This is a genomic window from Haloarcula montana, from assembly GCF_035666295.1.
Taxonomy (GTDB): domain Archaea; phylum Halobacteriota; class Halobacteria; order Halobacteriales; family Haloarculaceae; genus Haloarcula; species Haloarcula montana.
Genome location: NZ_CP142027.1, coordinates 281,160 through 297,096 on the forward strand (window position 1 = coordinate 281,160; position 15,937 = coordinate 297,096).

At 63.4% G+C, this 15,937-nt stretch carries 19 protein-coding genes, 1 tRNA gene and 1 pseudogene; 11 read left to right on the top strand and 10 right to left on the bottom strand.

Going from position 1 to position 15,937, the window contains the following annotated elements:
• Positions 1-13 precede the first annotated feature (13 nt).
• Positions 14-400 carry a secondary thiamine-phosphate synthase enzyme YjbQ gene (locus tag VJ109_RS01435; protein WP_324758488.1) on the top strand — a complete coding sequence of 129 codons (387 nt, stop codon included), beginning with the start codon at positions 14-16 and terminating at the stop codon, positions 398-400.
• A gap of 31 nt (positions 401-431) precedes the next feature.
• On the opposite strand, the gene VJ109_RS01440 is transcribed toward VJ109_RS01435, so the two are convergent.
• Both VJ109_RS01440 and VJ109_RS01445 read right to left on the bottom strand, forming a co-directional pair.
• Entirely contained in the window at positions 432-2,417 is a 1,986-nt protein-coding gene (locus tag VJ109_RS01440) for an AMP-dependent synthetase/ligase (protein WP_324758489.1), read from the bottom strand.
• A gap of 74 nt (positions 2,418-2,491) precedes the next feature.
• Positions 2,492-2,890, bottom strand: coding sequence for an Hsp20/alpha crystallin family protein (locus VJ109_RS01445; protein WP_324758490.1), 399 nt, complete (start codon positions 2,888-2,890; stop codon positions 2,492-2,494).
• A 150-nt stretch (positions 2,891-3,040) separates the two neighbouring features.
• Between VJ109_RS01445 and VJ109_RS01450 the strand changes: the two genes are divergently transcribed.
• From VJ109_RS01450 to VJ109_RS01470, 5 genes are all read left to right on the top strand, one after another.
• Positions 3,041-3,886, top strand: coding sequence for an NOP5/NOP56 family protein (locus tag VJ109_RS01450; RefSeq protein ID WP_324758491.1), 846 nt, complete (start codon positions 3,041-3,043; stop codon positions 3,884-3,886).
• Positions 3,883-4,509 carry a fibrillarin-like rRNA/tRNA 2'-O-methyltransferase gene (locus VJ109_RS01455; RefSeq protein ID WP_324758492.1) on the top strand — a complete coding sequence of 209 codons (627 nt, stop codon included), beginning with the start codon at positions 3,883-3,885 and terminating at the stop codon, positions 4,507-4,509. Before VJ109_RS01450 ends, VJ109_RS01455 begins: the two co-directional genes overlap by 4 nt.
• Before the next feature lie 52 nt (positions 4,510-4,561).
• The gene (locus VJ109_RS01460) at positions 4,562-5,644 is read left to right on the top strand and encodes a glutamate--cysteine ligase (protein WP_324758493.1); all 1,083 of its coding nucleotides are present in this window, start codon (positions 4,562-4,564) and stop codon (positions 5,642-5,644) included.
• Positions 5,645-6,039: 395 nt separating this feature from the next.
• Complete coding sequence (locus tag VJ109_RS01465) at positions 6,040-6,585, top strand: winged helix-turn-helix transcriptional regulator (protein ID WP_324758494.1); 546 nt, start codon at positions 6,040-6,042, stop codon at positions 6,583-6,585.
• 63 nt (positions 6,586-6,648) lie between these two features.
• A complete protein-coding gene (locus VJ109_RS01470; protein ID WP_324758495.1) occupies positions 6,649-7,131 on the top strand; it encodes a phosphopantetheine adenylyltransferase in 483 nt (160 codons plus the stop codon).
• Between the two features lies 1 nt (position 7,132).
• Here VJ109_RS01470 and VJ109_RS01475 read toward each other — a convergent pair whose 3' ends face one another.
• Complete coding sequence (locus VJ109_RS01475; protein WP_324758496.1) at positions 7,133-7,441, bottom strand: cyclin family protein; 309 nt, start codon at positions 7,439-7,441, stop codon at positions 7,133-7,135.
• A 90-nt stretch (positions 7,442-7,531) separates the two neighbouring features.
• Here VJ109_RS01475 and VJ109_RS01480 point away from each other — a divergent pair.
• A tRNA-Leu gene (locus tag VJ109_RS01480) sits at positions 7,532-7,615 on the top strand.
• Positions 7,616-7,919: 304 nt separating this feature from the next.
• On the opposite strand, the gene VJ109_RS19605 is transcribed toward VJ109_RS01480, so the two are convergent.
• On the bottom strand, positions 7,920-8,162 hold the full coding sequence (locus tag VJ109_RS19605) for a DUF8028 family protein (protein WP_491745815.1): 243 nt from the start codon (positions 8,160-8,162) through the stop codon (positions 7,920-7,922).
• A 176-nt stretch (positions 8,163-8,338) separates the two neighbouring features.
• Complete coding sequence (locus VJ109_RS01490) at positions 8,339-8,752, bottom strand: DUF8009 family protein (RefSeq protein WP_324758498.1); 414 nt, start codon at positions 8,750-8,752, stop codon at positions 8,339-8,341.
• 151 nt (positions 8,753-8,903) lie between these two features.
• Between VJ109_RS01490 and VJ109_RS01495 the strand changes: the two genes are divergently transcribed.
• From VJ109_RS01495 to mce, 4 genes are all read left to right on the top strand, one after another.
• Entirely contained in the window at positions 8,904-9,473 is a 570-nt protein-coding gene (locus VJ109_RS01495; RefSeq protein ID WP_324758499.1) for a response regulator transcription factor, read from the top strand.
• Positions 9,474-9,589: 116 nt separating this feature from the next.
• Positions 9,590-11,272 carry an acyl-CoA mutase large subunit family protein gene (locus tag VJ109_RS01500; RefSeq protein WP_324758500.1) on the top strand — a complete coding sequence of 561 codons (1,683 nt, stop codon included), beginning with the start codon at positions 9,590-9,592 and terminating at the stop codon, positions 11,270-11,272.
• Between the two features lie 266 nt (positions 11,273-11,538).
• A complete protein-coding gene (locus tag VJ109_RS01505; RefSeq protein WP_324758501.1) occupies positions 11,539-11,775 on the top strand; it encodes an SHOCT domain-containing protein in 237 nt (78 codons plus the stop codon).
• Between the two features lie 42 nt (positions 11,776-11,817).
• Positions 11,818-12,207, top strand: a complete 390-nt coding sequence (mce, locus tag VJ109_RS01510) for a methylmalonyl-CoA epimerase (RefSeq protein ID WP_324758502.1) — start codon at positions 11,818-11,820, stop codon at positions 12,205-12,207.
• Between the two features lie 202 nt (positions 12,208-12,409).
• Here the strand turns inward: mce and VJ109_RS01515 are convergent, their stop codons facing one another.
• From VJ109_RS01515 to VJ109_RS01535, 5 genes and pseudogenes are all read right to left on the bottom strand, one after another.
• Complete coding sequence (locus VJ109_RS01515; protein WP_324758503.1) at positions 12,410-12,829, bottom strand: DUF8147 domain-containing protein; 420 nt, start codon at positions 12,827-12,829, stop codon at positions 12,410-12,412.
• Between the two features lie 155 nt (positions 12,830-12,984).
• Positions 12,985-13,623, bottom strand: a complete 639-nt coding sequence (locus tag VJ109_RS01520) for an NUDIX domain-containing protein (RefSeq protein ID WP_324760374.1) — start codon at positions 13,621-13,623, stop codon at positions 12,985-12,987.
• 175 nt (positions 13,624-13,798) lie between these two features.
• A pseudogene (locus VJ109_RS01525) lies at positions 13,799-13,912 on the bottom strand (diphthine--ammonia ligase); the annotation flags it as partial.
• Between the two features lie 139 nt (positions 13,913-14,051).
• Complete coding sequence (locus VJ109_RS01530; RefSeq protein WP_324758504.1) at positions 14,052-14,771, bottom strand: diphthine--ammonia ligase; 720 nt, start codon at positions 14,769-14,771, stop codon at positions 14,052-14,054.
• 35 nt (positions 14,772-14,806) lie between these two features.
• Positions 14,807-15,931, bottom strand: a complete 1,125-nt coding sequence (locus VJ109_RS01535; RefSeq protein WP_324758505.1) for a DUF373 family protein — start codon at positions 15,929-15,931, stop codon at positions 14,807-14,809.
• Positions 15,932-15,937: the final 6 nt, after the last annotated feature.

Sequence of the window (15,937 nt, forward strand, 5' to 3'; positions counted from 1 at the left end):
ACCAACAGTCGATATGGGACGCGAACGGTGCACCGTCGAGACCGACGAGCGGACGACCGTGGTTGACATCACAGACCACGTCGCGGACGCAATACCACCCGAGGCGGACGGGACCTGTACCGTCTTCGTCAGACACACCACCGTCGGTGTCACGGTCAACGAGGCCGAATCACGTCTGTTGGGTGACCTCGCGGCGTCACTGACCGGATTGGTCGACGACGACGGCTGGGAACACGATGCCCTCGACGGAAACGCAGACGCACACGTCCGAGCGATGCTCGTCGGGCCGGACGTGACGGTCCCGGTCACCGAGGGGTCGCTCGATCTCGGGACGTGGCAGTCGATCCTGCTCGTCGAGTGTGACGGCCCACGTGAGCGGGCGGTCGACGTACGGTACTGACGGCGTGGTCGGCCCGGCGTCGAGACGGCGGTCACTGTCCGTCGCTGTAGTCGTCGCCGTAGATCTCCCGGAGTTTAGCCTCGAACTCCGTCCTGATGTTCCGGCGTTTCTTTTTCATCGATGGCGTGAGCAGATCGTTCTCGGCGGTCCACTCCCTGGGAACCAGTTCGAACTGTTTGATCCGCTCGACTTTCTCCAGGTCGGCGTTACACTCGTCGACAGCGACCTGGACCCACTCTCTGACTCGGTCGTCGTCGCAGCGCTCGTAGATATCCGCGGGTAGGTCGATCCCTTCGGCGTCGGCCCACCGCTGGAGTTCCTCGAAGTTCGGCACGATGAGCGCCCCGACGAACTTCTGGTCGTCGCCGACCACCATCACCTGGTCGACGCGGTCGCTCGTCGCGAACAGATCCTCGATGGGCTGTGGCGCCACGTTCTTCCCGGTCGAGAGGACGATGATCTCTTTGATCCGGTCGTGATAGATCAGATAGTCGTCGTCCGTCCGTTCGATGATATCTCCCGTACGGAACCACCGCTTGCCGTCGATCTCGGTGAACGCACGCTCACTGGGTCCGGGTTGGTTCCAGTAGCCGTTGGTGACGTTCGGACCGCGGACGAGCAGTTCCCCGAGTTCGCCGGTCACGTCGTCGAACTGGCTGGCGTCGACCACTCCAGTGTCGATACGCACCTCGACATCTGACACTGGGACGCCCAGTGTGCCCGGTCGGATATCCTCTGGGGGGTTAGTCGTGATGACCGGCGATGTCTCCGTGAGACCGTACCCCTCCAGGATCGTCAGTTCCATCCCGACGAACGTCTCACAGAGCGTCTTCGAGAGGCTCCCGCCGCCGCTGACCATGAACTCGATGTTGCCCCCCATCCGCTCCTTGACCGTGCTGTAGACGAGCCTATCCGCGAGTCCGTGTTTCGCTTCGAGGACGACACCTGGGTCGTCAGCCCGTGCGTACTCTCTGGCGACACTGACCGCCCAGTCGAAGATCCGTTGTTTGATCGGTGACTCGCTGGCCTGGTCGCCCATCCGGTCGAAGATCCGCTCGTAGACCCGAGGAACGCTTGCGCCGGTCGTCGGCTGGATCAGTTGGAGGTCGTCGGCAAGGGTGTCCGGGTGCTCGACGTACCCGACTGTCGCGCCCGAAGCGAACATGAAGAAATGCCCCGCGAGCCGTTCGAAAACGTGTGCGAGCGGGAGAAAAGAGATCGACGTCGAGCCGGAGCCGATCGCCGGGACATCGGGGTGTTTGTCCGGTCTGGGAGCGAGCCGTTTCCGCGATTGGTTGACGTTCGAACGGAAGTTCCGGTGGGTGAGTTGGACGCCTTTCGGCTGTCCAGTCGTCCCCGACGTGTAGATCAGACTGGCCAGATCACTCGGATCACGATCGTCGAGCCAGGAGCGGTAGGTGGACTCCTCGAAGCTGGCGACTCCACGGTCGTAAAGGTCGCCGAGCGTATAGATGTCGTCTCGATCGGACTCGTAGTCGTCGATCAGAACGATACCTTCGAGAGAAAGATTCGCTTCCACTTCGAGCACCCGGTCGAGGAGGTCGGCGTTCTCGACGATGACGAACTCGGCGTCAGGGTCGTCGAGCAGGTATTCGACCTGCTTGGCCGACGATTCGGTGTAGACTGTCGTGATTACGCCGCCCGCAGAGAGCACTGCGAAGTCAGCGAGTGCCCACTCCATCCGGGTCGAAGAGAACAGCCCGACGCGAGTGTCGTCTCTCACGCCGATATCCCGCAAGCCCGTTGCGACGTGCTTGACGATATCGTGCATCCGCTCGTAACTGATGGCCGCGTATTCGCCGCTCGGCGCCGAAGGGATGACCTCCTCAGTGAGTGATCGGTCGTACGCGCCGCCTTTGTACAGTTGCGCGTCGTCGGCGGCGTTGCGCTGGGCGGTCGCAGCGAACATCTCACCGAGCGTGTCGTCGCCGATAACTTCGTCCGTGTATTCGGTCTCCGCCGTCCGCCACCCTGGCGTCGACTCGGGGCCTACCATACCCCGTAATTCTATGGGAACAGACAAATATATACGGGGATTTCACGGTTCCCCGGTTGTCGAACGTTTCTCGATCACTCGCCGATCTCGATGTCGATACCCTCGTGGGAATCCGGTTCGAGCGGGAGTCGTACCTCAAGGACACCGTTTCGGTACCCCGCTGTGACGGTTTCAGGATCGACGGCTTCCCCCAGCGCGATCGTCTCGCGTAGCGAGCGACGCCGGACGCTCCCTTCGTCGCCAGCGTCGTGGTCGGCAGTGATGTGGAGTCGGTCGTCGTGGAGTCGGACGCCGATCTCGTCCGGTTCGAAGCCGGGCATGTCGGCGACGACGACGATCGCCTCGTCGGTGCGTTCGACTCGGACACTGTCGTCAAAGCCGCGTCCGACGCCTCGGTCCCCGCCGAACATACTCTGGCGCATCTGGTCGAAGAAACGGTCCATGTTCTCGAAGGAATTGTATCGTGGTTCCATGGCAGTATAGAGGGGCTTCGAGGAGATAAAGCCGTAGTAACACGTGATAGCAGCCGTCTACAGTCGGTCTTTCGGCTCGGTCGGGCCGACAGAGTCCGGCGACGGGCACGAAGGATGACACCTATACGCCGGTGTGTCCAGACGTTACGTATGACAGAGGACACTGACGGCTGGTTCGCCGGGCTGGACCCCGACGACGAGGCGGCCGCCGTCACACGCATCAGGGAGGGCGCGGCCGAGACCACCGCCGACTGGCCGTCCCTGGCCGTCGAGTCGGGGTTCGCCACGGACCGTAAGGAGTACTACGAGCGGCTGGGGGCGGCGACGACGGCAGCCGCCAGCGAGGCCGTCCGCGAACGCGAAGGGGCAGACGACCAGCAGCTCGTCCACGCCGTCAGGGCGATGGCCGACTGCGAGCGGACGGCCAACGAACTCACAGAGCGGGTCAGCGAGTGGGCCGGGAGCCGCTACGGGGAAAGCGGGACCGGGATCGACTACGCCCGCGAGGTCGCGGCTCGGACCCCCGACGACGGGACCGACAGCGCGCTCGTCTCGCTGGCCGAACGGACCGTCGAACTGACCGAGGAAGCCGACTCGTTGCGAGCGTTCATCGAACGGGCCGCTCCCGCTGTCGCGCCGAACCTCTCGATGCTGGCCGGCCCGGTGTTGGCCGCACGACTGCTCTCGCTGGCCGGCGGGCTCGAAGCACTCGCCAAACAGCCAAGCGGCACCGTCCAGGTGCTCGGTGCCGAGGACGCGCTGTTCGCGCATCTCACGGGCTCGGCCCCGTCGCCGAAACACGGCGTGATCTTCACCCACGAGTACGTTCGCGGGACCCATCCCGACGAGCGAGGGTCGGCCGCGCGGGCACTGGCGGGGAAGCTCTCGATCGCCGCGCGGATCGACCACTACAGCGGCGACCGGCGGCCGTCCCTACAGGACGAACTTGACGAACGGATCGAACGGATTCGCGGCCGACGAGGTGAGGACCAGTGACACTCCCCGCCGGTATCGAGCGACACGACTTCGACGGCGAGACGGGACTGGCGACGCGCGGTTCGCCAGTCTACGGCGAGCCGACCGACGGCGAATGGCGCCGGTGGGACCCACACCGTTCGAAACTCGGTGCGATGCTGGAACTGGGGATGGACACCGGGTTGGACGGTGGCGAGACGGTGTTGTACCTGGGGGCCGCTGCCGGGACCACGGTCAGCCACGTCGCGGACTTCGCCGGGCCGACCTACGCCGTCGAGTTCGCACCGCGGCCGCTCCGGGACTTGCTGTCGGCCGCCGACGACAGAGACCACCTGTTTCCGCTGTTGAAAGACGCGCGCCGGCCCGAGACGTACGCGCACGTGGTCGAACCGGTCGACGTACTCGTTCAGGACGTGGCGACCCGCGGACAGGCACGGGTCGCCGCACTCAACCGGCAGTTCCTGACAGATGACGGCCGCCTCCTGGCGGCGATCAAGGCCCGGAGCGAGGATGTCACCGCAGCCCCCGAAGCGGTGTTCGAGGACGTAGTAGCCGAACTCGACGACCACTACGAGATACTGGAGACCGAACGACTCACGCCGTACCACGAGGACCACCTCGGCGTCGTCGCACAGCCCCGATAGCGGTCGTCCAGTGACGGAAAACTTTAGCGCGTCGGTTCCGATTGTCGAGGCGATGGACGAGACGGGGTCGCGCGAGACGTTTACCCACGAGGGGACGCTTGGCATCGAAGAGGAGTTTTACATCGTCGACGAGTACGGCCGTCCGACCTCGGGGACGGACGAACTCGTCTACGAGTCCGAGCCGCCGGCGGTTCTCGAAGACCGCCTGGACCACGAGCTGTTCAAGTGCGTCATCGAAACACAGACGCCCCGCATCGACGATCCGGGTCGAGCGCGCGAACAGTTCTCGACTGTCCGGGACGCGCTGGTCGACCACGCCAGCGATCACGGCTTCGGGATCGCCGCCGCAGGACTGCATCCGCTGGCGAAGTGGCGCGAACTCGAACACGCGGAGAAGCCACGCTACAGAGCCCAGTTAGACCGGATCAAGTACCCACAACACCGGAACACGACGGCCGGGCTCCACATCCACGTCGGTGTCGACGACGCCGACAAGGCCGTCTGGATCGCCAACGAACTCCGCTGGCACCTCCCGCTGATGCTCGCGCTGTCGGCGAACTCACCGTACTGGAACGGCTTCGACACCGGGCTCCAGTCGGCGCGGGCGAAGATCTTCGAGGGGTTGCCAAACACCGGGATGCCGACGGCCTTCGAGGATTACGAGGCGTTCGAGCGCTACGAGCGACGGATGATCGAGACCGGAAGCATCGACGATCGGGGAGAACTCTGGTTCGACGTTCGGCCCCACTCGGGGCTCGGGACGGTCGAGGTCCGCGCGCCCGACGGACAGGCCGATCCGGATCGGGTGATGGCCTTCGTCGAGTACACGCACGCCCTGGTCGCCGACCTCGGTGCTCGCTACGAGGACGGCGAGTCCGGGACGGCGATGGGCCGAGAACTGTTAGACGAGAGCAAGTGGCGGGCGATCAGGCACGGCCGAGACGCCGAACTACTGGTGCCGGACGAGGAAGACCCACAGGCCGTCGAGACACTCGTCCAGCGTGAGTGTGACCGCCTCGGCGTCGACGGCCTTCGCCGGCTCGTAGACGCGGAAAGCGGTGCGAGTCAGCAGCGACGGCTCCGGTCAGACAGTGTCGTCGAGTTGTGCCACTCGCTTCGTCTGGACGAGCAGTAGAACACCGGCACCTCGGAAGTGAGACGGATGCCAGTCACCCCCCAGTGACCTTCCGTCGGTCGTTTGCTCCACCAGCCCTGTGAGCCGGTCCACTGTCACAGTGGCACTCACCGCGGACCGCCTCTGCACCGGTTCCGATACGACGCAGGACGGTACCGGCAGTCAGGACGACCAGCGTGCCATGCGACATCTTGTACTATTGACCAAGACAGTAAAATACCACAGGGAGACTCTCAGCGCCGATAGCCAGCCGGGGAAACGGCCGCTATTTATATGTGAGATTACTGGTGGGTATGAGATGAGCGGGCCGAACCGACCAGTTCGGGGGGGACGGCCCCACTGAGAGGGAGAGGGTTTTTCATCGGCGGCACCTTTTGTCCTCGTAGAGGCAACGCATGACAATCGACGACGAAACACCGGACGAACGAGACGAGGAAACCGAAGACGAAGTACGAAACCGAATCGAACAGGAGGCCGACCGTGCTGTCGAACAGTTCGACGAAGGGCTCGTCGACTTGCTCTCCTGGCTACTCGATACGGAGACGCGTTCGCGAATCTACGTCAATCTCCGGAAGAACCCGGGGAGTACGAGCGACGAAGTAGCAGACGGGACCGGGCTCTACCCGAGTACGGTTCGGGAAGCGCTGGCTGCGCTCCACGACGAGGACATCGTGACCCGGGAGAAACGCGAGAGCGACGGCGCGGGGAACAATCCCTATGAGTACAGTGCAATCGCACCGAGCGAACTGGTCAACACAGCTGTCGAGGACGTCCAATCGAGGCTCAATACAGTCTTCAACCTGGACGACTATCTCGATCGAGACGGTGGACCACTGCCGGACACAGGGTCAGCGGATAGTTCCGATCCGGTGACGATCTCGGTCGAGGACGCAGATCCGGACGACGATCCGGACGACGACGAAGACGAAGCGACGCCCTGAGACGTATCCACTCGGAGGGGAAAAGTCGACACGACTAAACCGAGCCACGCCGTCCTCGTCGGTATGAATGTCGCGCTGGGAGGGACGTTCGATCCCATCCACGACGGGCACCGCGCACTGTTCGAACGCGCGTTCGAGCTCGGGGATGTCACTGTCGGACTCACCAGCGACGATCTCGCACCGAAGACCCGACACGACGAGCGCCACATCCGCTCCTACGAGGAACGGAAGGCGGCGCTGGAGACGGAACTCGCGGCGCTCGCCACCGAGCACGATCGGGACTGGGCCATCCGTGAACTGGCCGAACCCACGGGAATCGCGACCGAACCACAGTTCGACGTGCTCGTCGTCTCCCCGGAGACGGAGACTGGCGGGAAACGGATCAACGAGATTCGCCGGGAACGCGGGCACGACCCACTCGAAATAGAAGTCGTTCCCCACGTCTACGCCGATGACGGCGAGGTGATATCCTCGACGCGGATCGTCCGCGGAGAGATCGACGAACACGGAACCCCGACCCCCGAACGCGACGGGCGATCCTCGTAACTTACCAGGAGGGCGCGTCCAGTCCCGCCCGTTCGAGGACGTCTTTCCAGCGCTGTTGAATCGTCAACCGGGAGACGTCGGTCGCCTCCGCGACGGCGGTCTGGGACCGCTCCTGGCCGGCAACCAGCGCGCCGACGTAGATGCTCGTGGCCATCGTCGCCCGTTTCGACCGCTCCTGATCGGGTAGCGCGGAGAGAAACAGATCGACAGCGTGTGAGCGTGCCTGGGTTCCGAGCCCGAGTCGGTCGGCGACGGTCTCGATCTCCGAGAGCCACTGCTCGTGTTCGACACGATCGCTCGCTCGGTACATACCTGCTGTTTGCCCCCGACGTACCTAAACCGTCGTATCCCGGATCGCAAACGAAGGCTTGATACTCCACTCGGCGATAGCACCTGGTGCGCGCGGGTTGCCGAGCCAGGAAAAGGCGTAGCGCTTAGGACGCTATCCCGTAGGGGTCCGCCGGTTCAAATCCGGTCCCGCGCATGAGCGAACGAAGTGAGCGAAGAGCAGGGCCGATTTGAACTCTGGGAGTCGCGCGCAACGTAGTGAGCACGTCTCCCTCCGGTTCACATCCGGTCCCGCGCATCACCGACTCGAACGGACGTGAGCGTCGTGTTTTGTGGCCGGCGGATTCTGAACCCTGGAAGACGAGCACCGCGAGTCTTCCTTCGGTTCAAATCCGGTCCCGCGCATACCATCTCCAAAGGAACGTGAAGAGTGGCATCGCTGGCCGACGTTAGAGAGGAACATAGTACGTCAGCGGTGTGTGACACACAAAAGCGGGAGTTCAGGGCCGGGAGTAGGAGTGGCCGATGAGCAGCGCGACCGCGTTACAGGTGATGAGGGCCAGGAAGGCCAGACGGGTTGCTGGTGACTCCAGACCGTACGCGAGCAGCGGAAGATAGAGGAACGGGAGTGTGATCGCGGTCCAAAAAGCCATTCCGCGAACGGGCGTCAGGATCGACTCACGGATATCCGTAAGCGATGTTTCCGGGAGGGCGAGCCATTCGTTCGTCGATGAGTTCGACATGGGACCTGTACCTGTATACAACGGGGGATCGCATATAACCGCGAGAGAGTTCGGGGGTTTTTGAATCGTTTTACGCGTTCGCGTGCCGTCAGACGACGTTTCACGACTATCGCAGCAGTTCTTAAACGTTTTATCGAGACCTCTCAGCGGGTATTGACGAGATTCGGAAGTGGCACCTACGGGCCGAGTATGATCAGTGAGACCTCCGTCCCCGTGCCGGGGAGGACAGTGGTGTCCCGAACGTGGTCGAGGATCGAGCCACGCCAGTCTTCGACCCGTTGTTCGTGGTACTCGCGGTGACGTTCGACCGAGTACGTCCGATCCGGGTCCGCACGAAGTTCGTCTTCCGTCCCGTCGGGTGTCGGGACCGGCGGTGCGTCGTCGGCCAGCAGTGTCCAGGGGTCGAGATGGATCGGCTCCGGTTCGGGGTCGGTCTGGACGACGTGCAGACGGGCACGCATCCGGCCACTGAACGGTGGGGTCACACGTAACACCGCGCGCTTCTCCTCGTGCATAGTCGTCTCTGCTGCTGCGACCAGATCCTCGGCGTGGATCGCGAGCGATGTGATCAGCGACGGATCGTCAGCCATCAGGCGTCCGTACGGCGTCGAACCACATAACGGGCCGTGTCTTGCCGAGTGAAGTATTCAAACGTGATAATGAAGGGCATGGATTTATGCTACCGTCAGACAGTTGTTCGACAAACTGCTCGTTCCGATGTTGGATAGAGACACAGTGCAGATGGACGATGACGCAAAGAGTGTCAGTGTCGTCGTGGTCGACGACGAACAGGACATTGCAGACCTGTACACGACCTGGCTCTCGATCGAATACGACGTCAGGACAGCCTACGATGGGGACGGAGCGCTCGATCGGATCGACGAAGCGGTCGATGTCGTCCTCCTCGACCGGCAGATGCCTGGCAAATCCGGCGACGAAGTGTTGAATCGTATCGACGAGCGCGGGATCGACTGCCGTGTCGTGATGGTCACCGCCGTCGATCCCGACTTCGATATCGTCGAGATGCCGTTCGACGACTACCTCACGAAACCCGTCACACGCGAGGAACTCGAAGGGACAGTCGAAGAAATGCTCACGCGAACCGCGTACGACGAACAGATCCAGGAGTTCTTCGCTGCGGCCTCGAAGAAAGCGACCCTCGAATCCGAGCGGAATCCAGCGGAGCTCGACGCCCACGAGGAATACCACGAAGTGAGCCAGCGCGTCGAGAACCTCCGGGAGGAGGCCAACAAGTCCGTCGAGGAGTTCGACGATTTCGAGTCGGTATTCAAGGAGTTTCCGAGCGGCTGATCGGCTGTTGTTCGACGATAGCTACATTTGTCAGACCCCGGCTCCCGTCGTCGATAAACGGCGAGATACTAGTATGATCGCGAACCCTTAAGCCCGCGCCGTCCGACAGCCCGAGCATGTTTGACCCCGAAGAGCTGGACCGTATCCGCGAGGCGAAAGCCGAGTGGGAAGACAGCGAGGTCCAGCCGACCGTCGACCGGTTCGGCGAACGCAAAGAGACGTTCACCACAGACACAGAGGGGCACGAGGTAGACCGACTGTACACGCCCGCTGACGTCGCCGACCTGGACTACGAATCAGACCTTGGGCTTCCGGGCCAGGAGCCGTACACCCGGGGTGTCTACTCGACTGGCTATCGCGGCCGGTTGTGGACGATGCGCCAGTACGCCGGAATGGGGACCGCCCGCGAGACCAACGAGCGGTTCAACTATCTCCTCGATCAGGGCCAGACCGGGCTCTCGATGGCCTTCGACCTTCCGACCCAGATGGGGTACGACTCCGACAACGCGATGGCCGCCGGCGAGGTCGGAAAGACCGGCGTCGCCATCGACTCCCTGCGTGACATGGAGACGGTCTTCGACGGCATCCCGCTGGACGAGGTTTCGACCTCCATGACGATCAACGCGCCCGCGTCGGTCCTTCTGGCGATGTATATCGCCGTCGGCGACCGGCAGGGCGTCGACCGCGAACAGTTGCGGGGAACCATCCAGAACGACGTTCTCAAGGAGTATATCGCCCGGAACACGTTCATCTATCCGCCCGAGCCGTCGATGCGGCTCATCACCGATATCTTCGAGTTCTGCGCCACGGAAGTCCCGAACTTCAACACCATCTCGATCTCCGGCTATCACATCCGTGAGGCCGGCTCGACGGCTGCCCAGGAGATCGCGTTCACGCTGGGCAACGGCCTGGAGTACGTCGAAGCGGCCATCGAGGCCGGGCTGGATGTCGACGAGTTCGCGCCACAGCTCTCCTTTTTCTTCGCCTCCTACAACAACATCTTCGAGGAAGTCGCGAAGTTCCGAGCCGCTCGGCGGCTGTGGGCCTCGCTGATGGACGAACGGTTCGACGCCGACAATCCGAAATCGAAACAGCTGAAGTTCCACACCCAGACCGCCGGCTCGACACTGACCGCCCAGCAGATCGAGAACAACGTGGTCCGCGTGGCCTACCAGGCGCTGGCGGCCGTCCTGGGTGGGACCCAGAGTCTCCACACCAACGGGAAAGACGAGGCGATCGGCCTGCCGACCGAGAAATCCGTGCGGACGGCGCTGCGGACCCAGCAGATCCTCGCCCACGAATCCGGGGCCGCAGACACCATCGATCCACTGGCCGGCAGCTACTACGTCGAGTCGTTGACCGACGAACTGGAGGCCGACGCCCGCGAACTGCTCGCGGAGGTCGACGAGCGCGGCGGGATGCGGGAGGCAATCGAGAGTCAGTGGGTCCAGCGCCAGATCCAGGACGTGGCCTTCGAACGCCAGCAGGAACAGGAAGCCGGCGACAGGATCATCGTCGGCGTCAACGAGTACAGAGTCGAAGAGGAGGACGACCAGGACATCGAGGAGGTCGACGAGGCACTAGAGGGGGCACAGAAGGAGAACGTCGCTCAACTGCGGACGGACCGCGACGACGAGGCCGTCGAGGCGGCACTGACGGCACTGGAGGAGGCTGCACAGGGCGAGGAGAACCTGATGCCGTACCTCGTCGACGCCGTCAAAGCCTACGCCACGACCGGCGAGGTCTGTGACGTGCTGCGGGATGTCTTCGGCGAGTACCAGCCCGGTTCGTCGATGTGAGGGGTCGGCCCGCGGACTTTCGATTCAGACGATATCGTTCCATGTTCACCTTGGTATCTGAACGACAATCCCATTGAACGAGGCCGCCGTACGATCACGTATGCGACGGCACTTCAACGAGGGCGGTCGACAGTGACGACGAGCGATCGCCGACTGGCCGGGGTCGTGGCTCTCCTCCTGGGAGGGCTGGTCGTTCTGCCCGTGATCGTCATGGGCTCCGTGACGATGACCGGCGGCGGGATGGGGGGCGGGATGTGGGGGGCGGAATGCACAGTGGCGGACCGGCTGGCGGTGCTGGCCCCGGCTGGCTGTGGGGAGTCAGTCCCGTCGTCCCGCTGCTGTTCGTAGCCGGCGTGGTTGGATTCGGATACCTGCTCGTGCGATCGGCCGGAACCGACAGTGTCGACGATCCCGCGATCGAGCGACTCCGCCGGCGCTATGCCAACGGTGAGGTGAGCGACGAGGAGTTCGAGCGCCGACTGGACCGGCTCCGGGAGAACTGACGCGCCAGCCGGAACTAAATACCGGCCGGGAGAACGCCGACCATGCGCTTCGATCACGCCGGTGTCGCAACCGACGACGCCGACACACTCGCCGAGTTGTATGCCGCTGCTTTCGACGCACCCATCGCCCACGAAGAAACGTTCGACGGGCTATCAGTGACGTTTCTCGACCTCGGGAACGGCTACTTCGAACTCTTAGAACCCCTGCCGGACGCCGAGGGCGCGATCCCGCAGTACCTCGACCGGAACGGACCCGGAATCCACCACGTCGCGCTAGCGACCGACGACATCGAGGCGGCGATCGCAGCCGCGGTCGAGGAAGGCATCGACCCGATCGACGAGGAGCCACGACCGGGTGCGTGGGGCCACGACGTAGCCTTCCTCCATCCCGGGACGACCGGGGGCGTCCTCGTCGAATTCGTCGAGCACTAGCGGCCCTACGCTGATTGTTGTAGCGATACGCGCCACCCCAAGCGTCGGCGTGAGCCAGGAACAGGCTCGACCACTGAGTCCGTTATACAACGGTCCACAGGGTATTGCGCGTACTACTTGCAACGAGTGAGACCTATCGCGCTGCTGTCGTGCGACCGCGTGTGCGGTGGTTTTCAACGGCGACGATCGTTCGGGAGCTTACTCAAGCAGATTCAGTCAATCTTCCGGACCGCTTATGTCTTGTCAGCAAGGCGACAGCAACCGCGAGGACGACACTCACACCGATTTGAACAGCGAAGGTGAATACGTCATCAGCAAACGGTACATTGACGTATCGAATCCCTGCAATTGTGACGAACGCGACACCGAAAGTGGCGTAGGCAACAAGGGCCGATGCAGCAATTCCGGAGAGTCGGTCAGCGGACACACTGACAACCCCGCCTGCAAGCAGACCGGCGATGATGCCGACGAAGACGCCGAGGATACCGATTCCAGGGGCTTCACCGGCTCCCAACAATTCGATTGTCGTAGCACCTGCCAACAGGAACGTACTGAGAGCAGTGCCCAGTCCAAGGGAAATTGTACGAGGGTTCATCAGTGAAACTTCGTGTTTGTCTGTCATAAACGTACAGACGGAATGGGGGCAAAAGGATTCGTTATGCTACGCAAACCCCGGTATGGACTGTTCACGACACGAGTCGCCATTGAAAATCAGCGCACACCCGACCGCACGACTGCAGTGTGATCGGTGTGTACATCGTTTCAATTGGTACTATACTACTCGCCGCCGTCGACGAACCGTTCCCAGATCTGTTCGGCCCCTTCGGTCAACTGCTTCGGGGGCTCGGCAAACCACGCGGCGCCGGTGAGTTCCGACTCGTCGACATCCAGCGATCCCTTCCTGTACTCGGCCTGAAAGTAGACATCCAGCGTATGGACCGAACCGTCGGCGTCACTATCCGGGTAGTACTTGCGGTGGAAGACCTCCTCGACACCGGTGATCGTACACCGGATGCCGGTCTGCTCGTGGACGCGCCGGACTGCCGCTTCCTGGAGGGATTCGTACTGTCCACCGTTGCCGTCGCCCGGCAGCGCCCACAGGTCCGCACCGCGACCCAGCACCATCAGGACCCGGTCGCGGGTATCGTGAGCGGCCTGTTCCGGGATATTCTCGCTCAGGTCGGGCAGCGAAGCGCCGTCGCGGGTGACGAAGACGACGCTGTTGCCGTCGTATCCGGTCCCTTTCGTCGCCGAGTAGACCTCACTGTACTCCTCGGGCGAGAGTTCGAACGTCTCCTCGGTGACGGGGACGTCGCCGTAGGAGGCTTCCAGCCGGTCGATCCGACCCGTGACGTTCTGTTCGTTGATCTTGTCGGCGATGTCGACATCGGTCTCCGTCTGTTCGGGGACCTGCATCGACTCCAGTTCCTCGCGCGTCTCCTCGTCGACCTCGTCCCAGTTGATCGTGAACCCCCCGCTTCCGGAGGCGCCGTCGTCCTCTGTCATACGTTTGTGGTGCCCGCCGAGGCGGATAAACGACGCGGTGACCGCTCGATCACACGCGCGACCAGCGTCTCCGACGCTGCGTATCTCATTCCAGCCACGCGTCCTCGATCCGGAGCGTCCCTCGGGTTCCGTCCCACTCCGTCTCGTAGTCCAGTTCGATCCGACGATCCATGTGCGGTCCGTCGGTCACCAGCGTCTCGAACTCGCCACCGTACCTTTTTCGTCGTCGGGTGTCCTCGTGCGCTCGACGAGCGCACTGCGGGAACCGCTCCTCGAAAAATCTACGCTAAAAAGCCGGTCACTCGTTCGTGACACTCACTCGTGACCGGTGAGTGAACTCATTCCAGCCACGCGTCCTCGATCCGGAGCGTCCCTCGGGTTCCGTCCCACTCCGTCTCGTAGTCCAGTTCGATCCGACGATCCATGTGTGGTCCGTCGGTCACCAGCGTCTCGAACTCGCCGCCTTCGCCCAAGATGTGAACGCCGTACTCGTCGTTGAGGGCTTCGAGGTCGTCCAGCGCGTCGGCGTCCAGCGTCCGGCCGAGCCAGGACTCGTCGAGGCCGTAGGCGGCCACGCGGATGAGACGGATCTCGAAGCCGGCGTCGAGCATCGCCTCCGCGAGCGTTCGGGGGTCCTCCTGCCACAGTGGGGCGAATACCTGCGCTTCCAGGCGCTCGGCCATCGCCTCGATCCGCGTGGTCTGGTACTCGCTCTCGACGGCACCGGCGGTCAGTCCGGTGATCCCCCCATCGAGTTCCGAATCGAGGTCCCGGAGTGCGGCCTCCAGCGGTTCGAGTTCCTCGTCGCCCTGCACGCCGGCATCGGGGACGTCGTCGGCACCGAAGTCCTCCGGTTCGACCTCCAAGAGTGGAACCCCCACGCTCTCAGCCGCAAGAGTTGCCAACTGTGTCGCCGGGACGTGATACATATACGAGTCCCCCTCGGGGTGGACCGTCACGAGCCGTTCGACCGGGTAACCGCGTTCGAGCGCCCGGTAGAGCGCCCACGAAGAGTCCTTGCCGCCGGAGAACAGCGAGACCCACGCGCCGTCTGTCATGGGAACGGGTAGCCGTCGACGGGGTAAATCGCTGTCTATTCGGCCAGTTCGCTCTCGATGTCGGTCCGGCTGACGTAGGTAGCGACCCGCACGCCGAGCAGGCTGATGAGGATACCCGCGAGGATGAACACCGCGAGTCGGGTCCCGGCCTCCATCGTGAACCCTTGAACGACGACGACCCCGAGGTCGGTCCGCGTGACACGGAACGCGTCGAAGACCCCGCCCCGTTCGAGGAAGTACGCGGAGAACCCACGGACGACGAGGCCGACAGCGACGGCACCAAAGGGAAGGTTGACGTAGGCGCTGCGGACCCCCTCACGCTGGATGAGTTCGTCCAGCAGTCGACCCAGCGAGGCCGCCAGCGCGGCCGCGGTGAGCCAGGGGACGCTGTCGAAGGCAAAGCGGTTGACCAACACGAACGTCGCCGGGTCTTCGATGTCCGAGACGCCGAGGGCGCCGGCAAACAGCCCCACGAGCGAGAGGCCGACGGCGACGACGTAGGTCACCAGCGACACCTGGCCCGAGTACAGCGCCTCGCGGATCTCGCCGGGAAGCCGCGAGAGGTACGTGTCGATCCCCAGCCCCTTGTAGATGAGAAACACGCCGGCAGCGGCGGCGATCGCACCGATGGCGATGGTCGTGCTGTTGGCGACGATCAGCAGGATCGGGAAGGCGACCATCGCCAGCCCGAGCGGGACCAGCACCGTCTTCCGGAGTTCCTCGTCGGCCAGGAACTGCTTGAGAAGGTAGTACGTCGACTCGATGTCCCTGGCCTGTCGGACCACGACCCGGTCGACGGCGTCGACCTGAACCCGGCTCTCGATGATGGGGACGAGTTGCTCGTCGTCGGCGCTGTCGACGACGACGATCGCGGAGTCGGGGCCGTACGTCTCGACGAGGTCCTCGACCAGTGTGGCGATGTGTCGGTCGGTGCCGACGGTATCTGTCCCGCCGCCGACGACGACAAGCAGCGGCTCGCTCCCCTCGGCTTCGAGTTCGTCGGCGACGCGCAACCCCTCGAGCAGGCAGTTGACGCGGCTGTCTTCCGGGTCTTCGACGCCGGTCTCGGTGATGAGTGGCTCGACAGACGACCGGCCGACGACCGGGTACTCCGTCGAGACGGGACTATCCCGGTCGATACACACCACCAGCGTTGTCACAAAGTG

Bases quoted from the DNA above. Each gene is read 5' to 3' on its own strand.
- VJ109_RS01515 (WP_324758503.1), bottom strand. From the start codon at position 12,829: ATGACAGACAAACACGAAGTTTCACTGATGAACCCTCGTACAATTTCC.
- VJ109_RS01465 (WP_324758494.1), top strand. From the start codon at position 6,040: ATGACAATCGACGACGAAACACCGGACGAACGAGACGAGGAAACCGAA.
- VJ109_RS01495 (WP_324758499.1), top strand. From the start codon at position 8,904: ATGGACGATGACGCAAAGAGTGTCAGTGTCGTCGTGGTCGACGACGAA.
- VJ109_RS01440 (WP_324758489.1), bottom strand. From the start codon at position 2,417: ATGGTAGGCCCCGAGTCGACGCCAGGGTGGCGGACGGCGGAGACCGAA.
- VJ109_RS01460 (WP_324758493.1), top strand. From the start codon at position 4,562: ATGGACGAGACGGGGTCGCGCGAGACGTTTACCCACGAGGGGACGCTT.
- VJ109_RS01435 (WP_324758488.1), top strand. From the start codon at position 14: ATGGGACGCGAACGGTGCACCGTCGAGACCGACGAGCGGACGACCGTG.
- VJ109_RS19605 (WP_491745815.1), bottom strand. From the start codon at position 8,162: ATGTCGAACTCATCGACGAACGAATGGCTCGCCCTCCCGGAAACATCG.
- VJ109_RS01505 (WP_324758501.1), top strand. From the start codon at position 11,539: ATGCACAGTGGCGGACCGGCTGGCGGTGCTGGCCCCGGCTGGCTGTGG.
- VJ109_RS01520 (WP_324760374.1), bottom strand. From the start codon at position 13,623: ATGCAGGTCCCCGAACAGACGGAGACCGATGTCGACATCGCCGACAAG.
- mce (WP_324758502.1), top strand. From the start codon at position 11,818: ATGCGCTTCGATCACGCCGGTGTCGCAACCGACGACGCCGACACACTC.
- VJ109_RS01445 (WP_324758490.1), bottom strand. From the start codon at position 2,890: ATGGAACCACGATACAATTCCTTCGAGAACATGGACCGTTTCTTCGAC.
- VJ109_RS01490 (WP_324758498.1), bottom strand. From the start codon at position 8,752: ATGGCTGACGATCCGTCGCTGATCACATCGCTCGCGATCCACGCCGAG.
- VJ109_RS01500 (WP_324758500.1), top strand. From the start codon at position 9,590: ATGTTTGACCCCGAAGAGCTGGACCGTATCCGCGAGGCGAAAGCCGAG.
- VJ109_RS01530 (WP_324758504.1), bottom strand. From the start codon at position 14,771: ATGACAGACGGCGCGTGGGTCTCGCTGTTCTCCGGCGGCAAGGACTCT.
- VJ109_RS01470 (WP_324758495.1), top strand. From the start codon at position 6,649: ATGAATGTCGCGCTGGGAGGGACGTTCGATCCCATCCACGACGGGCAC.
- VJ109_RS01475 (WP_324758496.1), bottom strand. From the start codon at position 7,441: ATGTACCGAGCGAGCGATCGTGTCGAACACGAGCAGTGGCTCTCGGAG.
- VJ109_RS01450 (WP_324758491.1), top strand. From the start codon at position 3,041: ATGACAGAGGACACTGACGGCTGGTTCGCCGGGCTGGACCCCGACGAC.